Here is a 23,188-nt window from a genome sequence, read left to right on the forward strand (position 1 = left end):
AATATGAATAGTTGTAATTTGCTTAAAGCTAAAATACCATGTGAAGAAACTGGCATAGAAATAAAGAGAACTTTGTGCGATATTTGTTCTCCAGGGATACATTGTGGAATTGATGCATATGTTAAAGATGGTAAAATTATAAAAATAGAAGGTACAAAAGAACATCCAATGAACAAAGGATTGCTATGTACAAAAGGTCTTTGTAATAGAGAGTATATCTATAGAGAAGATAGAATAAAGACACCATTAAAGAGAATTGGTAAAAGAGGTGAAGGTAAGTTTAAGCCAATATCATGGGAAGAGGCTTATAGTGAAATAGGAGAGAAATTAAATAAAATAAAAAGTGAATATGGAGCAAAGCATGTAGCATTTTTTACAGGTTATGGAAAGTGGTATAGACCGTTTTTACAAAGGTTTGCATCTTCCTTTGGTTCTCCTAATTATGGCACAGAATCTAGCTCATGCTCAACATCAGCACAGATGGCTGGAAATGTTGCGACTGGGAGAAACTTTACAATGCAAGATATGGAAAATACAAAGACTTACTTAGGGTGGGGATTTAATCCATACTACTCTAAATTTTTAAATAGTGTAAATCTTATAAAATTAAAAGAAAAAGGAATAAAGTTTATAATTGTAGACCCTAGAATAACACCAACAACTCAAAAAATAGCAGACCTTCATTTGAGAGTTAAACCTGGTACTGATGGGGCCTTGGCTCTTGGTATGGCAAATCTATTTATACAAAGAGATTTAATAGATAAAGAATACATAGAAAAACATGTATATGGATTTAACGAATATAAAGAATATGTCAAATCATTTGATTTAGATACTGTAAGTAAGATTACAGGTGTTTCTAAGGATGATATAATAAAAGCAGTAGATATGTTGTCTCAAGGTCCATTTTGTATAAATGAAAGTGCAGCTCCAATAGTTCATCATCAAAATGGATTTCAAAACTATAGAGCAATGATGTCTTTATCAGCTATAACAGGTAATTATGACAGAGTAGGTGGTAATATACCAAAACAAGATTACTTTGCTGGTAAGTTAGGTGGATTTCAAGCACTAGAGAAAGATTTTGTAAAAGAGGTTCTACCTAAAAATATAAATGAAAGAATTGGTGGAGAAAGGTTTCCTCTATGGAATGAGATGGTGACTCAATTTCAGGCTATGGATTTAACAAGGCAGATAGAAGAAAAAACACCATATGAAATAAAAGCTTTGTTTTGCCATGGGATAAATGCTAGAATGTTTCCTAATTCGGGCAGACTTTTCAAAGCATTAGATACTGTAGATTTTTTTGTAAATATAGACTTATTTATGACAGATGCATCAAAATATGCAGATATACTTTTACCTGCATGTACATCTTTTGAAAGAGAAGAATGTAAGAGTTATCCAGGTGGATATATTACATATACTAAAAAGGTTATTGATACATTATATGATTCAAAATCAGATGTAGAAATACTTTCAGATTTAGCAAATGTTATGGATATAGATGATGACTTATTAAAGGCAGGTTATGAAGCAAGTATAAGACATATGTTCAAAGATACATGTGTGGATGTAGATAAACTTAAAGAAAGTGATTTGCCATTAAAATGTAAAGACTTTAAACCATACATAGTAGGTTCATACACAAGAGATGGATATGATACTAGCACATCTAAGTTTGAATTAAAATCTGTAATTATTGAAAAATATAAAGATTTTGGGTTAGATGCACTACCAACATATAGAGGATTTAATGATGATATAGATAGTGATTATACTCATCTATTGACATCAGGAGCAAGAATTCCAAATGCATTACATTCAAGACTTCATGACATAAAGCTTTCAAGGCTATTAAAAAATGAAGCTAGTTGTGATATTTCTAGTTTAGATGCAAAAGAATTGGATGTTATTAATGGAGATTATATAAAAATAACTACTAAGATAGGAAGTTTAAATGTGAAAGTTAATGTTACAGACAGAGTTTTATACAGAAATATACATATGTATCATGGATACAGAGAAGCTGATGTAAATAGCATCATTTGTGATAATTTTGACCCTTATAGTGGATTCCCTGCATATAGAAGTTGTAAGTGTAAGATTGAAAAGATGAATAGATAGATGGAGGGATAAAATGAAAAGTTTATTTAAATTTAATAAAGAATTATGTACAGCATGTGGAGCATGTTTACTTGCTTGTGTAGACCAAAATGATAATAATATAGATAATGGCGAATTTTTTAGACGTGTATTTACAATGGAAGATGGTGAAAATATAGAATATTTTTCGTTAGCATGTATCCATTGTGATGAGCCAAAATGTTTGGATATATGCCCTAAAGGCTGTTTTAAAAAAGATGATGGGTTTGTTTTATTGGATAATCAAAATTGTATAGGATGTAAACTTTGTGAGAAAGCTTGTGAATATGGAGCTTTGAATTATAGCAAGGATGGCAAGGCAAATAAGTGTAATGGGTGTGTTGAAAGATATGAATGTGGTATGGATTCACCTTGTGTAATGGTATGTCCTACAGGAGCATTAGAATTTAATAAATAAATCAAAAAATAGTGACTTACACTTAGTTGTAAGATGTTTTTTATGAAAGACTACATTGAGTTTGTATTATAACAAACTTAATGTAGTTTTTTTTATGGATATAGTTGGATACTATAATATGGCTATGGGGGATAGTTTTTTGCTATTGGACAAAGAATGGAAAAAATATTAAACTTATGTTGTTCAAAGTCGAAGTATAATACAATAAATAGAAAATTGTATTATATTTGTAGTATATAAATAAGGGGTATTGAAATGGAAAATACAAATACATTAATTTTAAAAAATATTACTCATTATTATCAATCTAAAAATGGAGAACATATACATGCTATTAATGATATAGACCTTTCTGTAAAAAAAGGAGAATTTCTAGCTATTGTTGGTTCTAGTGGATGTGGAAAAAGTACACTTTTAAACATAATGTGTGGTATGTTAAAACCTACAAAAGGAGAAGTCTTAATTGATGGAAAACCATTGCATTTTGGAAGACATAAAATAGGATACATATCACAGATGGATACTTTACTTCCTTGGAGGAAGATAGTTGATAATATTGCTCTTGGTCTTGAGATAAGGGGAGAAGATAAAAAACATAGAATAAAATTGGCAAAAGAGCTTATGCAAACTAGTGGTTTAGCTGGTTTTGAGGAAAAATATCCATATGAGCTTTCTGGAGGTATGAGAAAAAGGGCGATTATAATGCGTGCTTTAGCCCAAAATCCAGATGTTATTTTTATGGATGAACCATTTGGTCCATTAGATGTATTTACAAGAGAATTGTTACAAGATGAAATTTTAAATATTTGGGAAAAAAGAAAAAATACTATTGTGTATATTACTCATGATATATCAGAAGCAATAACATTAGCAGATAGAATTATACTTATGAGTTATAGACCTTCATCTATTAAATCAGAATATATTGTAGATTTACCTAGACCACGTAATAATATTGAAAGTAAATCAAGCTCTCAATTTATAGAATTAGAAAAGCAAATTTGGGATGATATAAAGTCTGAAGTAATAAAAGGGAGAAAAGAGGAGATGGGCGAGTATGGAGCTTAAAAAAATACTAAAAAAATGTTATTGTTTAATTTTTATAGCAGTATTTTTAATGGTTTGGGAATATCTATCTGATAATAATTTCATTAATACTTTTTTCTTTAGTTCACCATTGAGTATCATAAAAGATTTAATAGCTATGTTTGGTACAGGTGAAATATGGCCCCATATTTATATAACGTTAAAAGCTTCATTATTTGGTTTATTTTATGGTGTAGTATTTGGAGTAATAATAGCATTTTTATTTGGAAATATACCACTTTTAGCAGATATATTTGACCCAATATTAGTAGGATTATATGGATTACCAAAACTATCACTAGGGCCTTTATTTATAATTTGGTTTGGAATAGGGTTACAAGCCAAAATTTTTATGGCTGCAATAATGGTGTTCTTTTTGGTGTTTTTTAATGCATATGCAGGTTTTAAAAATGTAGATATAAATTTAATAAATACATTAAAAATTATGGGTGCATCCAAGTTGCAGATTATACAAAAAGTAATATTACCTTCCTGTGTTCCTTGGATTATGGCTAGTTTACGTTCAGGAGCAGGGGCTTCAGTTTTAGGTGCAATAGTTGGAGAATATTTAGGTTCTAATCAGGGATTAGGATGGATGGTACAAGCAGCTGGAGGTGTTTACAATATTACAAGAGTATTATCTTGTATCTTTTTAATGATGTTTATAATGTCAATGCTTGATTATATATTAAAACATGTGGAAAAAAGAATTTTAAGGTGGAGAGAGAGTATTGACTAAAAAATAATGTGAGGAGAGAAAATATGAAAAAATTTATTTCGATTTTGTTATGTAGTGTTATGTTATTGGGTATGGTTGCTTGTAACTCTGGAAAAGAAGAAGAAAAGAGTTCAAAAAATGCTAAAAAAGAAACAAAACAGTTAGAAAAAGTTAAAGTATCTGAACCAGTGAGAGGTGAGCTTTGGGGACCAGCATACTTAGCAAAAGCACTAGGATTTTTTGAAGAAGAAGGTTTAGATGTAGAATTTGTTACAGTACAAAGTGATATGCCAACAGCACCAGTGTTATCTGGTGATGCTCAATTTGGTCTATATGGTCCAGAAATGATTTTAGGTTTTAATGAAAAAAATCAAGGCACTAAGTTATTACTTTCAACTACACAAAAATATCCATATTCATTTGTGGTAGCACCAAAATATAGCAGTGTAAAAGATATGAAAGGTAAAACTATAAATGGTGCTGATAGTGGTTCATCTCCTAGAGCATTTGTACGTTCTGTGTTAAAAGAAAATGGTCTTAATCCAGATACTGATGCTACATATGTAAATCTTCCAAACTCAGCATTAGTTGCAGCTTTAGAAAAAGAAGATGTTGCAGGTAGTTATGTATCTCCATCTGCTCGTAAAATTGTACTTGATGCAGGTAATAAGTTAGTTGAAGATATATATAATCCAGAAGTTCATAAAAAGTTAATTGGTTCTGAAAATTATGAAATGTATATAACATTTACTACAGATAAATATATAAAAGAGAATCCAGAAACAGTACAAAAATATGTAAATGCTATATATAAAGCTATATTATGGACAAATGAAAACTCTGCAGAAAAAATAATAGAAACATTGAAACCATTATTCCCAGGAAATGAAATGCTTGAAGATTCTGTAAAAGAAATAAAAGATAATAATATATATTCTAAAGATGGAAGTTTCACTGATGATGGATATGCAGCTATAAATAGAATGTCTATGGCTTCAGGTGTTATTAAAAAAGAAATACCTCGTGAAAAGGCTATAGATGATACTTTTTTAAAAAATGCTCAAAAAAATGTTAAGTTAGATAAATAGATGCAGAGAAAGAAATTGCCTTAAAAGCTGAAATTTTTAAGGTGATTTTTTCTATGTTACTATAATAATTTATCAAACAATATATTAAATTAGGAGATGATGATGATGGAATTGACTTCTGCTGAAAGAATGAAAGCATTAATGAATAAAGAAAAGTTAGACCGTATACCAGTTAATCCAAACGTTACTTTATATGCGGCTAACATTTCAAATTATTCTTCAAAAGAATATTATATGGAACCTGAAAAAGCTTTTAAAGCTCAAATGTGTTCAATAAATTTACATAAGTACGATGCTACTCCAGGTTATGCTATTCCAGAATGGCAGACTTGGGATTTTGGTGGTGAATTAATGTTTTCAGAAACTCCAAGAATAAGACTACCAAAAGTGATAAGAAGACCTATAGAGGATATAAAAGATGTTAAAAATCTAAAAATACCTGATGTAGACACTGCACCATCAGCAATTAGGTCTTTGAAATTTGCTAAAATATGTGTGGAAAATGGGTTTGGATTTTCAGTTCCATCAGGTTCTCCATTTGGTGGAGTACAAAGTATTCTAGGAACAGAACTATTATTAAAATCCTTAAGAAAAGACCCTGAAGTAATACATCATCTTCTTAGAATGGTGACTGATTACATGATGGCAATAACAAAGAAAAGCATAGATATATTTGGTGTAGAAAAAATATCAACATTTTCAGCATATCCTATGGAATCTCATGGAATAATTTCTTCAAAAGATTTTGAAAAATTCTCCATTCCATATATAAAAGAGATTCAAGATATGTATCAAGAATGGGGGATTAAGAAATGGATAGTACATCTTTGTGGAGACCATAAGGAAAACTTAAAATACTGGACAAATGAATTAAAATTACCAAGAAGAACTGTATTTACATTAGGTTATGAGATGGATATGAGAGAGACAGCAGAAGTTTTGGGAGATGAATACATTATTGGTGGAAATGTAAGAAACTCTATTATACATTCAGGGAAACCTGAAGATGTATATGAAGAGAGTAGAAAAGCAATTGAACAAATGAAATATTCTCCAGGAGGATTTATATTGATGCCAGATTGTGCATTAACTCCTCTTGCTCCAGCATGTAATGTACAAGCTATGGTGAAAGCAGTAGAAGATTTCGGAAGATATGATTAAGATATTCATATTGACATTATGGAATAGACTCTTTGAATATATGCTAGTTAGTAAATAGATTTTTCATATTAGACAAAAAATAATAAAAATATTAAATTTAAGATAAGATAAATTATTTTGACATAAAAGTATTTTAAAAATGACCTTATGGTTACTATTATTGTTCAATTTTAAAAATTGGAAAAATGAAAATTAAATTGGTTAAGGGGGAAATATATATGAGTAAAGAAAAAGAGGAATTGTTAAAAAAATTAGCTCATAATGTAGTTGAGATGGAAGAAGAACAAGTAGTAGAGATAGCTGAAGAATATTTAAAACAAAATTTTGACGCATTTGAAGGAATAGATAAGGGGCTTTCTGTTGGAATGCAAAGAGCTGGTGAGTTATATGAAGAAGAGGAATATTATGTTCCAGAACTACTTTTATGTTCAGATGCAATGAATGCAGGTATTGATGTTTTAAAACCTCATATTAAAAAAGAAGATTCAAAGAAAACTGGAAAAATAGTAATGGGTGTTGTGCAAGGTGATACTCATGATATTGGAAAAAATATAGTAAAAATAATGTTAGAAACAGCTGGATTTGAAGTTTACGATTTAGGAAGAGATATACCTATGAGTGAATTTGTTGAAAAAGCTAAGGAAGTAAATGCTGATATTATAGCAATGTCTACTCTTATGACTACAACTATGGATAATATGGAAGTTTTAATAGAAGATTTAAAAGGTCAAGGAATAAGAGATAGTTTTAAAATAATGATAGGTGGAGGTCCTATATCTGAAAGCTATGCTAAAAAGATAGGAGCAGATGGATATTCACCATCAGCAGCAAAAGCTGTTGAATTGGCAAAAAAATTAGTATCCTAAGCGTTATTTATATTATATAAAAAGGATGGTAAATTAATTTGTATACTTGCAAAGAGAGATTATTGAAAGTTTTAAATAGAGAGTCTGTTGATAGACCTCCTTGTATTTGCCCTGGTGGTATGATGAACATGGTTGTAGAAGATGTGATGGATATGAAAGGAATAAGTTGGCCTGATGCACATTTTGATGCTATTAAAATGGCAGAACTCACTTATGGTATCTATGAAAATGATGGTTTTGAAAATTGTGGCGTACCATTTTGTATGACTATAGAAGCTGAGGCAATGGGAGCTAAAGTTGATTTTGGAACTAAAATCACAGAACCTAGAGTGAACTTTTATCCTATGGACACAATATCTGATTACACAAAATTAAAAGAACTTGATATAAATATTGGACGAGCAAAAGTTGTTATAGATGCAATTAAGTATCTAAAAAATAAAGATAGTGATGTACCTATCATTGCCAATGTAGTCGGTCCAATAAGCGTTGCTACATCTTTAATTGAACCTACTATATTTTATAGAGAATTGAGAAAAGATAGAGAAAGTGTCCATAAGCTTTTAGAGTTTGTGACAGAAAATATAATTAAATTTGCAAAGGCACAAATTGAAGCTGGTGCAGATTTAATAGCTATTGCTGACCCAAGTGCTACAGGAGAAATACTTGGACCTAAAAAATTTGAAGAATTTGTGGTTCCATATATAAATAGAATTTTAGATTCATTAAATGAAGATGAAAATAATATTCCAAGCATAGTACATATTTGTGGAAGATTAAAAACTATATATCCTCAATTGAATAGTATTCGTAGTTTAGGTATAAGTTTTGATTCAATAACTGATGAAAAACAGGTTGTATTAAATGTTCCTAACAAAGCAATTATTGGTAATGTAAGTACATATGCCCTTGAATATGGAACTGAGGATAAAGTTGGAGAAATAGGAAGAAGATGTATAAAAAATGGTATAAATATTTTATCTCCAGCATGTGGAATAGGAGCTAGGACTCCAATTAAAAATATACAATCAATGGTTCTGAGTGCACGAGAAAGTGAATGTTAAGCATATGGTAGGTGTCAAAATGTACATATTAACTGTAAATGATAGATATGGAGAACAAAAAAGATTAAAGTTTGATTCTGGAAAAAATTTGTTAGAAATTTTAAAAGAAAATGGAATAATGATTGAAAACCCCTGTGCAGGTAAAGGGTATTGTGGAAAATGTAAGGTTAAAATCTTAAGTAATATTAAAGATAAGAATTTAGAGGAACAAAGAAGGTTTTTAAGTGAGGAAGAAGTTTTAGATAATATTAGGTTAGCATGTTTATATCAAGTACATGGAGATATTGATATAGAATTGTTGCATGATGAAAAAAAAGTAGAAGTATTAGATGAAGGTTATATGCCTAAGTTTGATTTAAATCCTGCTGTAAGAAAAGAATGCAAGATATTTTCAGAAAAGTCTCTTTTACAAAGTGATGCAGTAGAAAAATTATTATTAGAAGATAAAGAAAGTTTACCCTTAAATGTAATAAAAAGGTTTTCTAACTTAAAAGAAGGAGAAACCTATACAATAACTAGGTATGATGGAAAGATTATATCCATAGAAAATGGAGATACAAGAAGTTTGATGTATGGATTTGCAGTTGATATTGGTACAACTACTATGGTGGTATCATTAATAGATTTAAATACTGGTAAAGAAATTAAAAGTGCTTCTTCTATAAATCCTCAAAAAAGCTATGGATTGGATGTGTTATCAAGAATTAATTTTGCATCAAAAGAGAAAAATGGAGCAGAAATTCTAAGTAAAGTGGTTGTTGAATGTTTAAATAATCTATTTAATTATTTGTGTGAGGATAATAAAATAGCAAAGGAAAACATTTATGATATATCAATTGCTGCAAATACTACAATGTTACATTTACTCTTAGGAATAAATCCTAAAAGTTTAGGAATAAATCCATATAGACCGATGTTTAAAGATAGTAAGACTTTTTTAGCTTCAGATATAGGTCTAGAAATATCAAATTACACGAGGCTTTATTGCTTACCAAGTGTGTCTGCATTTATAGGTGCTGATATTACTGCAGGTGCTATTGTCACAAATTTAAAAAAAGTAAATCAGAAGATACTTTTCATAGACATAGGAACTAATGGAGAAATGATTTTATCTGATTGTGGAAAATTAATTGCATGTTCGTGTGCTGCTGGACCAGCATTAGAAGGAATGAATATAACTTGTGGAGTACGAGCAGGTGAGGGAGCTATTGAGGGAATAAGTATCAAAGATGAGGGAATACAAATAGATATTATAGGACAGGGAAATCCAAATGGTATTTGTGGAAGTGGTATTTTAGATTCTATATCTGAAATATATAAAGCGGGTTTGATTAATAAGAGCGGAAGGCTAAAGAAAAAAGATGATTTTAATGAGGATAATTTTCTTAAAAATCTTTTGGTAGAGGATGGTAAAAAGAGAAGTATAGTATTATCTAAAAAATATAATATATATATTACTCAAAATGATATTAGACAAGTTCAGCTGGCAAAAGGAGCTATTTTATCTGGTATTTTATCTATGTTACATAATTTAAAGTTAAATCCTAGAGATATTGACAAAGTAATAATAGCTGGTCAATTTGGAGCACATTTAAAGGTTGAAAGTATTGTTGGTGTAGGAATGGTTCCTGTAGAATTTAAAGATAAAATTAGTTATATTGGAAATTCCTCTAAAAGTGGTGCAATTTTATGCCTTTTAGATATATCAAAAAGAGCTGAAGTAAATGATGTTTTGAAAACATGTGATTACTTAGAATTATCATTACTAGAAGATTATGAACGTTTATTTGCAAGTTGTTTAAGCTTTGATATAAGTAAGTTGAGTAAATAAGTAAGTGGAGGTGAGTTAAAATTAAAGAAAAATACAATTTTAAATGTACATATGATACTACAGGAATGGAAGAGTTAAAATTTCTAAAGGAAAACAATCTAAAAATACCAGATGTTTATCTAAAATGTGATGAAATGGTAAAGGCTACAAAACTTTTAAAAGAAAGTACAAAAAATAGAGTTTGTTATCTTCCGTTATGTGACACTATGTGTGCACAAAGTTTAGGAGCAAATATTTCAATTGATGAATTGAGTACACCAAGAGTAAAAAGCTATAAATATAATGATATTGAAGAATTATTAAATCTTCAAAAAGTTTATTTAGATGAAGTAGAAGCTAATGAAGTATTAAAGGCAATAAAAAAATTATCATCTGAAAACGAAGATGTTATTTTAAGTATTGAAGGCCCAATTACCATTTTGAGTAGCTTAATAGACTTAACAAATATAGTAAAAGCTTTGAAAAATAGAAAAAATGATTTATACAAAATTCTAGAATATGTAAAAGATTTTATTGTAGAGTATGCTGTTAAAGGAGTAGAATCTGGAGCTAAAATTATATCTTATGCTGACCCAACTGGAAATATGGATATTTTAGGTAAGAGAACTTTTTGTAACTTAAGTAGTGATATAACAATAGAAATATTTAAAGAATTACAACAGAAAATAAATGGTAAAGCAAGTATACATATCTGTGGAAGAACAACAACTTCACTTTTGAATTTAGGACTTATGGAGATTGAAGAACTTAACTTTAATAATAATATGACTTATGCAGATGTTCTATTGAAAGAAGGTATATGTAAAGGAAGAATGTTTGGGCAAAATTGTATTAAAAATACTAATAAAAGTGTATTCAATGAAAAGATATATACAGTCAGAATATTATAAGCACTTTAACTTTGAAGTAATATAAATTTTAATTATTGGGGCGTGTTGAGATGAAAATATTAAAAGATGAATTAACACCTAAAGAAAGGGCAATTTTATATAAATCAGGAAAAGAAGTTGATAGATTACCATGTTCATTTTCTTTATCTGAAACAGCACCTGTTATGTATGGATTAAATATAAGTGATTATTATTATTCTTCAGAAATGATGATTGAAATGGAACGAAATTTAGCAAGAGATTTTAATGTGGATTCTATGGGTGTAGGTTTAGGTCTTAGAGGCATAGGAGAAGCTCTTGGTTCTAAGTTAAAATATCCCAAAGATTCAGTCTCTTTTATAGTTGAGCCTGTACTCAAAGATTATTCAATGCTTGATTCTTTAGATATAATAGACCCTTATAAAGATGGGAGAATGCCAGCTATTATAGAAGCATTAAAAGTCTTAACAGATGAATTTTCAAATGAAAGATTTATAGGTTCAAGTTTAGCAGGTCCAATTAGTAATGTTGTAGCTATAAGAGGAGCTGAGAATATACTAAAAGATACTGTTAAAAATAAAGAAAATTTACATAAACTTTTAAAATATACAGTAAAATGTATGCTAAGATACACAGAAGTAATTTATAAAGAATGTGAGTCAAGTGTCAGTCTAGCTGAACCAGTAGCTTCATCTAATCTGATAAGCTTAGTGCAGTTTAAGGAATTTGTAAAACCATATTTAGAAGAATTCGTACTAGGAGTTAAAGAAATTACAGGTTCAGCACCATCTATACATATATGTGGAAAGACTAAAGACAGATGGCAAGATTTAGTTGATGTAGGTCTTTCTGCGTTTAGTGTTGATAATTGCGAAGATTTAGAAGAGGTTAAAAAAGCAATTGGAAACAGTATGGGTATCTCTGGAAATGTACCACCAGTAGAAATTATGAGAAATGGAAGTATTAATGATGTAATGGAATCAGTAAAGGAATGTATCTTAAAGGCAAGTGACAATCCATGTGGATTTACGTTATCTCCTGGTTGTCAAATTCCAGTAGGAACTCCTATTGAGAACATACATGCATTTATGAATGCTGCTAGAATTTACAGTAAAAATGCTGTAAAAGGTAAATTATGTACATTTTAAATATTAATAAAAATATCATTGGAGGAAGTCATGAAAATTAAAAAATTAATTAGTTTATCACTAATAGCTATACTATCATTATCATTAGTAGCATGTTCTGGAAATGATAATGAAAAAAAAGAAAGTGAGTCTGCTAAAAAAGAAGTAAAAACTGTTAAAGTAGGTACATCTGACCCTATTATAAAAGAAATGTTAGATGCAGTACAAAAAGATTATTTAAATGATGGTTATAAAATGGAAGTTACTCTTTTTGATGGAGATATAATAAGTCCAAATAGTGGAGTTGCTGAAGGAACTTTAGATGCCAATTTCTATCAACATAGTGCGTTTTTAGAGCAATTTAATAAAGATAAAGGTACAGACTTGTCAGCAGTAGGAGAGCCTATTTATTATTCAAAAATGGGTGTATACTCAGATAAATTAAAAAGCTTAAATGATGTTAAAGATAATATGAAAGTTGCTATACCATCAGATGCAACTAATAAATCAAGAGCATTAGTTTTATTAGCAGATGAAGGTTTAATTAAATTAAAAGATGGTGTCAAAACTTATAGTCCTTTAGAGGTAGTTGAAAATAAACACAATCTAGAATTTATAGAAATGGATACTGTAAAAATTCCAAGTGCACTTCCAGATGTAGATTTAGGAGTGGTTAGAGCAATACAAATAATGAAATCTGACAAAGACCCAGAAAGTGCTTTAGCTTTTGATGAGCATGGGTCAGAATATGGTATAGTTTTAGCTACTAAAAGTGAAAATAAAGACCAAGAATGGGCTAAAGCTTTAACTAAAGAGTTAAAAGGAGAAAAAGTAAAAGCTATAATAGAGAAAAATTATGGTACTACATCAGTTCTTATAGAAGATAAATAACATAATTTTTAGATTTAACTATTTAAAAGAATTAAGCTGTTTTATGTGTGTATAAAAAACGGCTTAATTCTATGTGAAAAACTTGAGGTGATTATTTGATAAATGTGTCTAAATTGTATAAATCTTTTGGAAGTTTAGATGTGTTAAAAGATATATCTCTTTCTATAGAGCAAGGCGAAATATTTGGTTTGATAGGGAAAAGTGGTGCTGGGAAATCTACACTTTTAAGATGTATAAATCTATTGGAAGATTATGAAAAGGGTGAAATTTTGGTAGATGGATGTGAAATAAAAAACAATTCACATCGCAAAATCAGAGAATACAGAAAGAATATAGGAATGATATTTCAACATTTTTCTCTATTAGAAAGACAAAATGTATATAATAATATAGCTATTCCAATGAAGTGTTGGGGATATAAAAAAGATGAAATAGAAAAAAAAGTAATGGAACTTGTAAAAATAGTAGGTATAGAAGATAAGATATATCAAAAGCCTAAAGAATTGAGTGGAGGACAACGCCAGAGAGTTGCTATAGCTAGAGCTTTATCACTGGAGCCTAAAATTTTACTTAGTGACGAAGCGACATCTGCACTTGACCCAGAAACTACAAAATCTATACTATCACTTTTGAGAGAAATAAATGAAAGACTAAATATAACTATAGTATTAGTCACTCATCAAATGGATGTTATTAGAGAAATATGTAATAGAGTAGCTATATTAGAATATGGAAAGATAGCTGCATTGGGAGATGTCCAAAAGCTATTCTTGAATCAACCAGACTGCTTAAAGAGACTTTTAGGAGAGCAATCGGAGATTATGCCAGAAGAAGGTGTAAATATAAGAATATTATTTAAACAGGATAAAGCTAAAAATACATTGATTCCAGAAATGGCAAAACAAATTCCAGTTAATTTTTCAATTGTGTCTTCTAAGCTAGAAAAATTCAGAGATGATATTATAGGTACCACTGTTATAAACATGGATGCTAGAGATAAAAAAATAATTAGTGAGTATTTAAATAGTAGATGCATAATTTGGGAGGCTTTAGATAATGGATAATCCAAGTCTTGTAATAAATAAAATAATAATTCCTGCAGTGTTTGATACTATTTATATGGTTACATGGGCTACTGTTATATCTTCTATAATCGGTTTTATATTAGCTATTATATTAGTAGAAACTTCAAATGAAGGACTTAGACCTAATAAATACATATATAAGATTTTAGATTTGATGATAAATATAATTAGGTCATTTCCATTTATCATATTGGCGGTGTCTATAACTCCAATTACAAGATTTGTAGTAGGTACTTCTATTGGAAAACAAGCAGCTATGTTACCTCTTATAATAGTTGCATCTCCATTTATAGCTAGATTAATTGAAAGTAATCTTAGAGAAGTTGATAAAGGTATGATTGAAGCAGCTAAATCTTTTGGTGCTTCAAATTTACAAATATTGTTTAGTATTATGTTTAGAGAAGCTATACCATCTATATGTTCAAGTATAACTCTTGCAACTGTATCAATACTTGGTAGTTCTGCTATGGCAGGAGCATTAGGGGCAGGAGGTTTGGGGTCAGTTGCTCTGATATATGGTTATCAAACATTTAACGATACCATAATGTATGGAACTGTAATTATAATAATTATAATGGTTCAAGTGATTCAAACTATTGGAAATGTATTATATAAAAAATTGAAATAAAATTAGATTTAAAAGGAGAGAACAAACTATGAAGAAGCTTAAGTTAATTATTATGCTTGTTTTAGCATCATCACTTTTAATTACAGGATGTTCATCAGGAAATAATAAAAATAAAGAAGAACAAAAAACTATAAGAGTTGCTACATCAGGAACGTATTTCCCCTTTGCTTTTAAAGAGAAAGATAAACTTAAAGGGTTTGAAGTGGATTTCTGGGATGAATTTTCTAAACGAACTAATTGTAAAGTTGAATGGGTATTAACTGATTTTAGTGGATTATTTGGATTATTAGAAGCTGATAAAGCAGATGTAGTATCTGCTCAACTTACTGCAACACCAGACAGAAAGGAAAAATATGGTTTTTCAGATGCTTATAATTATAGTGGAACAAATATTATTGTTAGAAAAGATGATAATAGTATAAAATCAATAGATGATTTAGTTGGCAAAAAGGTAGGTGTGGGTACTGGAGCAGTGGCAAATGAAATACTAAAAGAAAAGTATCCAAATGGCGAAATAAAAATAGTAAATTATTCAAGCGCAACTCTTAAAGGGAACTATCAAGACCTAGAAATGGGAAGATTAGATGCAGTGGTTGCACAGGACGTTGAGGCTTTAATAGCCATAAAAGAACAAAAATTAAATCTTAAAATGGTAGAACCTCCTATTCAATTTGGTGCTTGTTCTTTTGCACTTCAAAAAAATGAAAAAGGTGAAGAATGGACAAAAGAAGTAAATAAAGTAATTGCAGATATGCACAAAGATGGAACTTTGACTAAAATATCTGAAACTTGGCTAGGAAAAGATATTACTAAGGAGCCTACTAATGAGTAATTTGAACTTTGAATTTTGTCTAAGTATATTTCCATTTTTAATTAAAGCCTTGGGAATAACAATACTAATATCTATTGTTGCATTTTTTATATCAATATTATTGGGTGTGATACTTGCATTTTTTACACAGACAAAATCAAAAATTTTGAAATACATAACTAGAATATACATTTCATTCTTTAGAGGAACACCACTTTTAATTCAAATATTTTTCTTTTACTTTGGATTTCCGATGATATTTTCCTTCATGAAAAATTGTTCTCCTTATTTAGCAATAGTAATTTGTTTAGGTGTAAATTCATCTGCATACATGGCAGAAATTATACGAGCATCCATTGAGAGTGTTGATAAAGGACAACAAGAGGCCTGTTATGCTTTTGGATTAAGTAAATATCAGTCAATGGTTAAAATAATCTTACCTCAAGCAGCTACATCTGCAGTACCTCCTATTGTAAGTTGTACACTAGATATAATTAAGGGGTCTTCCTTAGGTTTGACTATAGGAATACAGGATTTAATGGGAGTAGCTCAAGTAGAAGCTGCATCAAGTTTTAAGTTTTTTGAGATATATATGGTAACGATACTAATTTATTGGGCGGTATCTATAGTATTGAGTAATATACAAATCAAGGTTGAAAAAAGGATAGGAAAAGCATATTAGATTTTGGTGTTTAAAGATAGGTTATATAAATATGTTCCTTCTTGTAAATAAATTTTTAATTTTAGAAAAAAGACATTTAGTAGTCTAAATATCAAAAAAATATAGTATCAAAAGGGTCTATATAGTCAGTTAATAAAATAGTTTTTTTCTATTGGAAAAATAAAGAAAATTCTATTATAATTTAACATGTGACAAAAGCTTGCAAAAAACAACATTAAGTGAGGGGGGACTTATTTTATGATTTTTAGTATGAAATATTTTTTAGAATTATTTCCAATAATAATGAAATCATTCAATATAACTGTTATTTTGGCAATAAGTTCATTAGTATTTTCATTAATTATAGGTACAATAGTAGCGTTATCATCTTATTACAAAGTGAAAGTATTGAATCAAATATGTAAAGTGTATGTATCTATCTTTAGAGGTACACCTCTTATGCCACAGTTATTCTTTCTATATTTTGGACTGGCATATATGAGTGATTTTGTTAAAAACATGGACCCAGTATTTGCAACCTCTATAGTACTTAGTTTAAATATGGGAGCTTATATGTCTGAAACTATAAGAGCATCCATACTTTCAATTGATAAAGGGCAGATAGAAGCATCATATGCAATGGGATTAACAAATTTACAAACCATGAAAAGAATAGTGATACCACAGGCTATAAGAGTTGCCTTGCCATCATTATTCAATAATTTCATAGATTTAATTAAAGGGTCTTCTGTAGCTTTTGTTGTTGGAGTAAATGATATAATGGGTGCTGCTAAGTCACAAGGAGCATTGAGTTTTAAGTTCTTTGAAGTGTATGGAGCAGTTATGGTAATTTATTGGTGTATAATAACTCCTTTAGGATGGGGACAAAAAAAGTTAGAAAAGAAGATAAGCGATTATTAGAATATTAAAAAAATACATATAAAGTATTTTTACATAAAAATGGTGTGAGGAGAAGAGATATGATAAAAAGAAATATTATAAAATGTTTAGTAGCAGTTTTAGCATTAGCAGTTGTAACTACTGGTTGTTCAAAAAAAGAGGAAGCAAAGGATGAAAAGGTTATAAATGTAGCTTCATCTAATTCAGCCGACCCATATTCTTATGTTGATAATGGTGAGCATAAAGGTTTTGAAGTTGACATGTGGAAAGAGATTGGTAAAAGAAGTGGATATGAAATAAAAATGGAGCCAACAGGTTTTAGTTCTATATTTGGTATGTTAGATTCTGGTAAAGTTGATGTAGCAGCCAACTTCTTTGGAATGTCTAAAGAAAGATTAGAAAAATATGATGCTTCTATACCTTATGGTTCTGATGCTGTATGTATCGCTGTAAAAGATGGAAATAATGAAATTAATAAACTTGAAGATTTAAAAGGAAAAGTTGTAGCAGTATCAGAAGGTTCTCAAGGTCAACAAGTTGCAGCTAGTGTTAATAAAGATAATTTATTTGAAGAAAAGGTTTATGGTGATGGAACTAATGGTATTCAAGATTTAGACTTAGGAAGAGTTAGTGCCTGGATTGATGCGGAACTTACTGTTGTAGGTGATGCTAAAAAAGCTAACATTAAGATAAGAGTATTAGATGATAAATTATCAGTTACTAACATAGCATATTTCTTTAAGAAAGATGATGAAAAATCTAAGACTATAAAAGAAGATGTAAACAAAGCAATAGAGGAAATGCTTGCAGATGGAACAGTGAAAAAAATATCTGAAAAATGGTTTGGAATGGATGTAAGTGCTGATATACAAAAATAAGTACTCCAAAACTAAAATATAAAGTTTTGATAACTATAGATAAGTATACTAAATTTATCTATAGTTATCTGTGTATTATAATGTATTTATAGTAGTCTTTATAAATAAAAATAAGTTATGGAGGTATTGTAAATGATTGAAACTAAAATAAAATCTATTGCACTAAAAAATAGGGAAAAAATCATAAAAATAAGGCGACAGATACACCATAATCCAGAGTTGGCATTTAAAGAATTTAAAACATCCAAACTTATAAAGGAAGAACTAGATAAACTTAATATAGAATATATAGATGTTGCTGGCACAGGAGTATTAGCTACTATAGAAGGAAAAAATATTAGTGGTAAAACCATACTACTTAGAGCGGATATGGATGCTCTTCCAATAAAAGAGGAAAATGATTTAGAATTTAAATCAATAAATGATAATATGCATGCTTGTGGGCATGATGCACATGTTTCATGGTTGTTAGGAACAGCAATGATTTTAAATGATATAAAAGAAGAACTAAATGGAAATGTAAAGTTACTATTTCAACCTGGTGAAGAAAAAGGTGGTTCTGATATTGTAATTAAAGAAAATGTACTTGAAGGTGTAGATGTATTAGCAGCTGGTCATTGTTGGCCAACCATTGAATCAGGAAAAATTGGAATAGCTAGAAATTGTGCAATGGCAGCAACTAATACTTTCGAAATAACAATAATCGGAAAGGGTGGACATGGAGCAGAGCCTCACAATTGTATAGACCCAATTGCAGTTGGAAATGCAGTGTATTCGTCTATTCAACAGATAGTATCAAGAAAAATTGATCCAGTTGTACCAGTGGTAGTATCTGTTTGCTCTTTTAATTCTGGTGTTTCCAAAAATATAATACCAGATATATGTACACTTCAAGGAACTATTAGAGCAGTAAGTCAGGAAAAAGTGATTGAAGTAAGTAAAATTCTAGAGAACATAGTAAGAAGTGTATGTAAAGCACATGGAGCAGACTGCAAGTTTGAAAAGAGTGCAGGAGGAGATGCTATTATAAATGATAAAAATATGATAGAACTGGGGAGAAAAAGTGCTTGCAAAATACTTGGAGATGAAAATGTTGAAATGATTGATTTTCCAGCAATGACAGGTGAAGATTTTGCTATTTATATGAAAGAAAAACCTGGTTTATTTATGTATATAGGTACAGGTAATAAAGAAAAAAATATAAACTATAAATTGCACAACAGTAAGTTTGATATAGATGAAAAATGTTTGAGCATAGCATCTTCCTTATTATCTCAACTTGCAGTAGATTATTTATGTCAATTTTAGAGTATATTTATTAAAAAAGGTGGAGAATTATGATAAAAGTAGAAAATTTACATAAAAGTTTTAAAGGGACAGAAGTTCTTAAAGGTATAAATCTAGAGATAAATCAAAGTGAAGTAGTAGCTATACTTGGACCATCTGGAACAGGTAAATCAACACTCCTTAGATGTTTAAATTATCTAGTTGAGCCTACAAAAGGGAAGATAATGATTGGAGATGTAAAGGTAGATGTAGAAAAAGCGACAAAAAAAGATATAGCAAATTTAAGAAAACATACATCTATGGTATTTCAGAATTATAACCTATTTAAAAATAAAACTGCACTAGAAAATGTAATGGAGGCATTAATAGTAGTACATAAAAAAAGTAAACAAGAAGCTAAAGAGATATCTTTAAAATTAATAGACAAAGTAGGTATGTTGGATAGAAAAGATTTTTATCCATCAAAATTATCTGGAGGCCAACAACAAAGAATAGGTATAGCTAGAGCTATGGCAGTAAATCCAAATGTAATATTATTTGATGAGCCAACATCAGCACTTGACCCAGAACTTGTTGGAGAAGTGTTAAGTGTTATAAAATCACTTGCAAAAGAAGGAATAACAATGCTTATTGTAACTCATGAAATAAATTTTGCAAAAGAAGTTGCTGATAAAATCATATTTATGGATAATGGTGTAATAGCTGAAGAAGGAACTCCTAATGAGATATTTAATAATCCTAAAAATGAAAGAACTGCAAAATTTTTAAATATCATTAGGAAAGAAGAAGTATTTAATTAAAAAAATATAAGTTAAGTATTTTAAGAGATATAAGATACTCCTATTAAATTTATGAGCTAGAGAATAGATTTAATAGGAGTATTTTTTTATTATTGGATTTATTATTTAATTTTAAATTAGAAACATAACTTATTTGAACTTTAGTTTTAAAAATATCGTAAAATATTTAAATGCATAAAAAAATAATATTTGACAAAATATTATATGTATTTACAATAGTAGCTTAATGAAATTACAGAGTGTAGTAATTAAAGTGACTATACTAAAACCTTATCTTAAATTATAAATTATTAAACTTGAGAATAATTAAACTATATTATATATATTTTTTTATATTGTTTATTTTATTGAAATTAATATAGAAATAAAGTTTTAAAAGTAGAATTTTATTAGGATTTATATATAGATATGAACTATTAAAAACACATTAAAGATACAAAAAAACTATAGAAATTGACATATATTCCAGTATTTGCTAAAGTAGCTGTTGGGGAAAATTACAAAGATTATTAATGCGCATTAGATAATTCACTTTAATTTTTTTAGAGTTTTAAGTAATTTACAATATAAAACATTAGAAGGGAAAATATAAATGAAGGACTTTTTAAAAAATTATAAGTCATCAATTATACTTTTATTATGTACCATAATAGGGGCAATAGTAGGATTAATACTTGGTCCAAAAGCTTCAATACTAAAACCATTTGGAGATTTATTTATAAATGCTCTATTAATGATAGTAGTACCATTAGTATTTCTTAGTGTTTCTTCAGGTGTTGCTAGTGTAAAAAATATGGAACGCTTTGGAAAAATAATGAAAAATACAGCTATAGTATTTATGGGAACAACACTTGTAATTGCAGTTTTAGGTATTACATCTGCATTATTATTTAATCCATCTAAAGGATTAGATGTATCGAGTGTAAAAAGTTTAATGGTGGCTCAAGATGCAGAGAGTTTAGAATCAAAAGGAACATTATTAGACCAAGTAGTATCAAGTATTACAGTTAAAAACTTTGGAGATTTATTTTCTAGTAGTAATTTATTACAATTAGTTATATTTGCAGTTTTAGTTGGAACAGCAATAGCTATGATGGGGGATAGAGGAAATACTATAAGAAAGCTATTATCGGAAGGAACAGAGGCAATATTAAAAGTAGTAAGTATAGTCATGCTTTATGCTCCTATAGGGTTAGGTTGTTACACAGCTACAATAATTGGAGAACTTGGAAGTAAAATAATTCAAGGGTATGTAAGAGTGTTTGTAATTTATTCTCTAACAGCAGCACTGTATTTCTTATTATTTTATAGTTTATATGCTTTTCTATCTGCAGGAAAACAAGGGTTTAGACAATTTTGGAAGAATGCTATAAAACCAATAGCAACAGCATTAGCTACTTCTTCAAGTTCAGCATGTATACCATCAAATTTAGAGGCTAGTAAAAATATAGGAGTTCCCGATGATATATCAGAAACAGTTATACCTCTTGGAATAAATATACATAAAGATGGGTCAGTTTTAGCAGTAATAATAAAAGTTGCATTTTTATCAGGTATTTTAGGTAGTGGTATGGCAAATCCAGCAACAATAGGTCAATTATTTGTAACTGTATTTGTTGTTGGAGTATTTATGGCTCCTGTAGCAGGGGGCTGACTTATCGGAGAGATGCTCGTGGTTAGCATCTTCGGCTTTCCAGTGGAAGCAATTCCATTGTTGACAGTTATAACTACTATAACTGATATTCCTAATACTATATTAAATACAACTGGTAATACAGTAACATCAATGTTAGTTGCACGATTAGTGGAAGGAAAAGACTGGCTTATAGATAAAACATCAATTACTACAAAAAAAATAAGCTAATTATAAATCCAATTAATATATAAAGTTAATAGATGTCTAATTTTGGATAAATTAGACATCTATTAACTTTTTGAGTAAAAATATAAATTTAAGATTCAAGTACAATACTTATAATTTTAATCAATTAACATAATTTATATTGAGGTAGACAAGTTTAGATGTCTAGTCTATTTTTGAAAACAGAATATTTCAAACTTGTTTTTATTAAAAGATAACAAACCTTCATCTCTCATCTTACCAAGCTCTCTTGACATAGAACTCCTATCAACGCACAAAAAATCAGCCATTTCATTTCTTGAAAAAGGAACTGTAAATTTGTGACTACCTGTTTGTTCTATTTGTTTTGAAAAATACATAAGTAATTTTTCACGAGTCGTTTTACGAGAAAGTAATTCTATTTTATTGTGAAGTAAAATATTTTTTTCAGCTATTAATTGTAACATGTTTTCAATTAATCTATTATGAAATACACATGTTGATGAACAAATACCAGTTACACTTTTAAATTTTATAAATAAAATTTCACAAGAAGATGTTGTAGTCACTGTGACATTGCTTTTATGTAGTCTAGTACATGCAAATACTTCTCCAAATAAATCTCCAGGTAATAGTTCAGCTACAATATTTCGATTACCTTCAATATCTTCCTTTATTATATGTGCACTTCCTTTAAGCATAATTCCAATAGAAGTGACCTCACTTCCAACTGAGAATATTATGCTATCCTTTGGATAAATCTTATCAACAACACCTAAACATTCTAACATTGCTTCAAGTTCGTCATTTTTAATTCCTTCAAAGAGAGGAATTTTTTTTAGCAGACTTATATGTTTTTCTAAAATTTTTTTCAAACAATCACTTCCTTGTTGCATATGCAACCGATAATTTGTTTTTATTGTACTATACTAAATTTATAAAAGCAAGAAGATATAAAAATCTTATTACAAAAAATTTGAAAGAAAAAGATGTAAGTCTTGAAAATAAATATATAAAAAATCAATATTTTAAAT

At 29.1% G+C, this 23,188-nt stretch carries 21 protein-coding genes and 1 pseudogene; 21 read left to right on the top strand and 1 reads right to left on the bottom strand.

Going from position 1 to position 23,188, the window contains the following annotated elements:
* Positions 1-3 precede the first annotated feature (3 nt).
* From Q3223_RS03820 to Q3223_RS03920, 21 genes and pseudogenes are all read left to right on the top strand, one after another.
* Positions 4-2,127, top strand: a complete 2,124-nt coding sequence (locus tag Q3223_RS03820) for a molybdopterin-dependent oxidoreductase (protein ID WP_167640620.1) — start codon at positions 4-6, stop codon at positions 2,125-2,127.
* A gap of 13 nt (positions 2,128-2,140) precedes the next feature.
* Entirely contained in the window at positions 2,141-2,563 is a 423-nt protein-coding gene (locus tag Q3223_RS03825; protein ID WP_054270647.1) for a 4Fe-4S dicluster domain-containing protein, read from the top strand.
* Positions 2,564-2,818: 255 nt separating this feature from the next.
* Positions 2,819-3,631, top strand: a complete 813-nt coding sequence (locus tag Q3223_RS03830; RefSeq protein WP_054270646.1) for an ABC transporter ATP-binding protein — start codon at positions 2,819-2,821, stop codon at positions 3,629-3,631.
* Positions 3,621-4,388, top strand: a complete 768-nt coding sequence (locus tag Q3223_RS03835) for an ABC transporter permease (RefSeq protein WP_054270645.1) — start codon at positions 3,621-3,623, stop codon at positions 4,386-4,388. Before Q3223_RS03830 ends, Q3223_RS03835 begins: the two co-directional genes overlap by 11 nt.
* Before the next feature lie 23 nt (positions 4,389-4,411).
* Positions 4,412-5,455, top strand: a complete 1,044-nt coding sequence (locus tag Q3223_RS03840) for an ABC transporter substrate-binding protein (protein WP_167640619.1) — start codon at positions 4,412-4,414, stop codon at positions 5,453-5,455.
* Between the two features lie 102 nt (positions 5,456-5,557).
* Complete coding sequence (locus Q3223_RS03845) at positions 5,558-6,616, top strand: uroporphyrinogen decarboxylase family protein (protein WP_161803375.1); 1,059 nt, start codon at positions 5,558-5,560, stop codon at positions 6,614-6,616.
* 218 nt (positions 6,617-6,834) lie between these two features.
* Complete coding sequence (locus Q3223_RS03850; protein WP_074179621.1) at positions 6,835-7,482, top strand: corrinoid protein; 648 nt, start codon at positions 6,835-6,837, stop codon at positions 7,480-7,482.
* A gap of 38 nt (positions 7,483-7,520) precedes the next feature.
* On the top strand, positions 7,521-8,546 hold the full coding sequence (locus Q3223_RS03855; RefSeq protein ID WP_223152898.1) for a methylcobamide:CoM methyltransferase MtbA: 1,026 nt from the start codon (positions 7,521-7,523) through the stop codon (positions 8,544-8,546).
* Positions 8,547-8,565: 19 nt separating this feature from the next.
* Positions 8,566-10,377: an ASKHA domain-containing protein gene (locus Q3223_RS03860; RefSeq protein ID WP_219673353.1), complete on the top strand. Its 1,812-nt coding sequence runs from the start codon at positions 8,566-8,568 to the stop codon at positions 10,375-10,377.
* Positions 10,378-10,442: 65 nt separating this feature from the next.
* Positions 10,443-11,267 (top strand): uroporphyrinogen decarboxylase family protein, encoded by an 825-nt coding sequence (locus Q3223_RS03865; protein ID WP_223152899.1) that lies wholly within the window; start codon positions 10,443-10,445, stop codon positions 11,265-11,267.
* Positions 11,268-11,317: 50 nt separating this feature from the next.
* Entirely contained in the window at positions 11,318-12,394 is a 1,077-nt protein-coding gene (locus Q3223_RS03870; RefSeq protein WP_223152900.1) for a uroporphyrinogen decarboxylase family protein, read from the top strand.
* Between the two features lie 30 nt (positions 12,395-12,424).
* Entirely contained in the window at positions 12,425-13,264 is an 840-nt protein-coding gene (locus Q3223_RS03875; RefSeq protein ID WP_054270637.1) for a MetQ/NlpA family ABC transporter substrate-binding protein, read from the top strand.
* 95 nt (positions 13,265-13,359) lie between these two features.
* Positions 13,360-14,328, top strand: a complete 969-nt coding sequence (locus Q3223_RS03880) for a methionine ABC transporter ATP-binding protein (RefSeq protein WP_223152901.1) — start codon at positions 13,360-13,362, stop codon at positions 14,326-14,328.
* On the top strand, positions 14,321-14,977 hold the full coding sequence (locus Q3223_RS03885; protein WP_223152902.1) for a methionine ABC transporter permease: 657 nt from the start codon (positions 14,321-14,323) through the stop codon (positions 14,975-14,977). The genes Q3223_RS03880 and Q3223_RS03885 overlap by 8 nt, the downstream gene beginning before the upstream one ends.
* A gap of 28 nt (positions 14,978-15,005) precedes the next feature.
* Entirely contained in the window at positions 15,006-15,809 is an 804-nt protein-coding gene (locus tag Q3223_RS03890; RefSeq protein WP_167640614.1) for a transporter substrate-binding domain-containing protein, read from the top strand.
* Positions 15,802-16,470: an amino acid ABC transporter permease gene (locus Q3223_RS03895; protein ID WP_223152903.1), complete on the top strand. Its 669-nt coding sequence runs from the start codon at positions 15,802-15,804 to the stop codon at positions 16,468-16,470. The genes Q3223_RS03890 and Q3223_RS03895 overlap by 8 nt, the downstream gene beginning before the upstream one ends.
* Positions 16,471-16,707: 237 nt before the next feature.
* Positions 16,708-17,370, top strand: coding sequence for an amino acid ABC transporter permease (locus Q3223_RS03900; protein WP_054276945.1), 663 nt, complete (start codon positions 16,708-16,710; stop codon positions 17,368-17,370).
* A gap of 59 nt (positions 17,371-17,429) precedes the next feature.
* Positions 17,430-18,227, top strand: coding sequence for an amino acid ABC transporter substrate-binding protein (locus Q3223_RS03905; RefSeq protein WP_054276944.1), 798 nt, complete (start codon positions 17,430-17,432; stop codon positions 18,225-18,227).
* A gap of 132 nt (positions 18,228-18,359) precedes the next feature.
* Complete coding sequence (locus Q3223_RS03910; protein WP_223152904.1) at positions 18,360-19,535, top strand: M20 family metallopeptidase; 1,176 nt, start codon at positions 18,360-18,362, stop codon at positions 19,533-19,535.
* Positions 19,536-19,564: 29 nt separating this feature from the next.
* Complete coding sequence (locus Q3223_RS03915; RefSeq protein ID WP_054270629.1) at positions 19,565-20,314, top strand: amino acid ABC transporter ATP-binding protein; 750 nt, start codon at positions 19,565-19,567, stop codon at positions 20,312-20,314.
* A gap of 592 nt (positions 20,315-20,906) precedes the next feature.
* Positions 20,907-22,178: pseudogene (locus Q3223_RS03920) on the top strand (dicarboxylate/amino acid:cation symporter).
* 167 nt (positions 22,179-22,345) lie between these two features.
* Here Q3223_RS03920 and Q3223_RS03925 read toward each other — a convergent pair.
* Complete coding sequence (locus Q3223_RS03925) at positions 22,346-23,050, bottom strand: Crp/Fnr family transcriptional regulator (protein ID WP_054276943.1); 705 nt, start codon at positions 23,048-23,050, stop codon at positions 22,346-22,348.
* Positions 23,051-23,188 lie beyond the last annotated feature (138 nt).

The organism is Clostridioides sp. GD02367 (assembly GCF_045900275.1).
Classification (GTDB): Bacteria; Bacillota; Clostridia; order Peptostreptococcales; family Peptostreptococcaceae; genus Clostridioides; species Clostridioides difficile_A.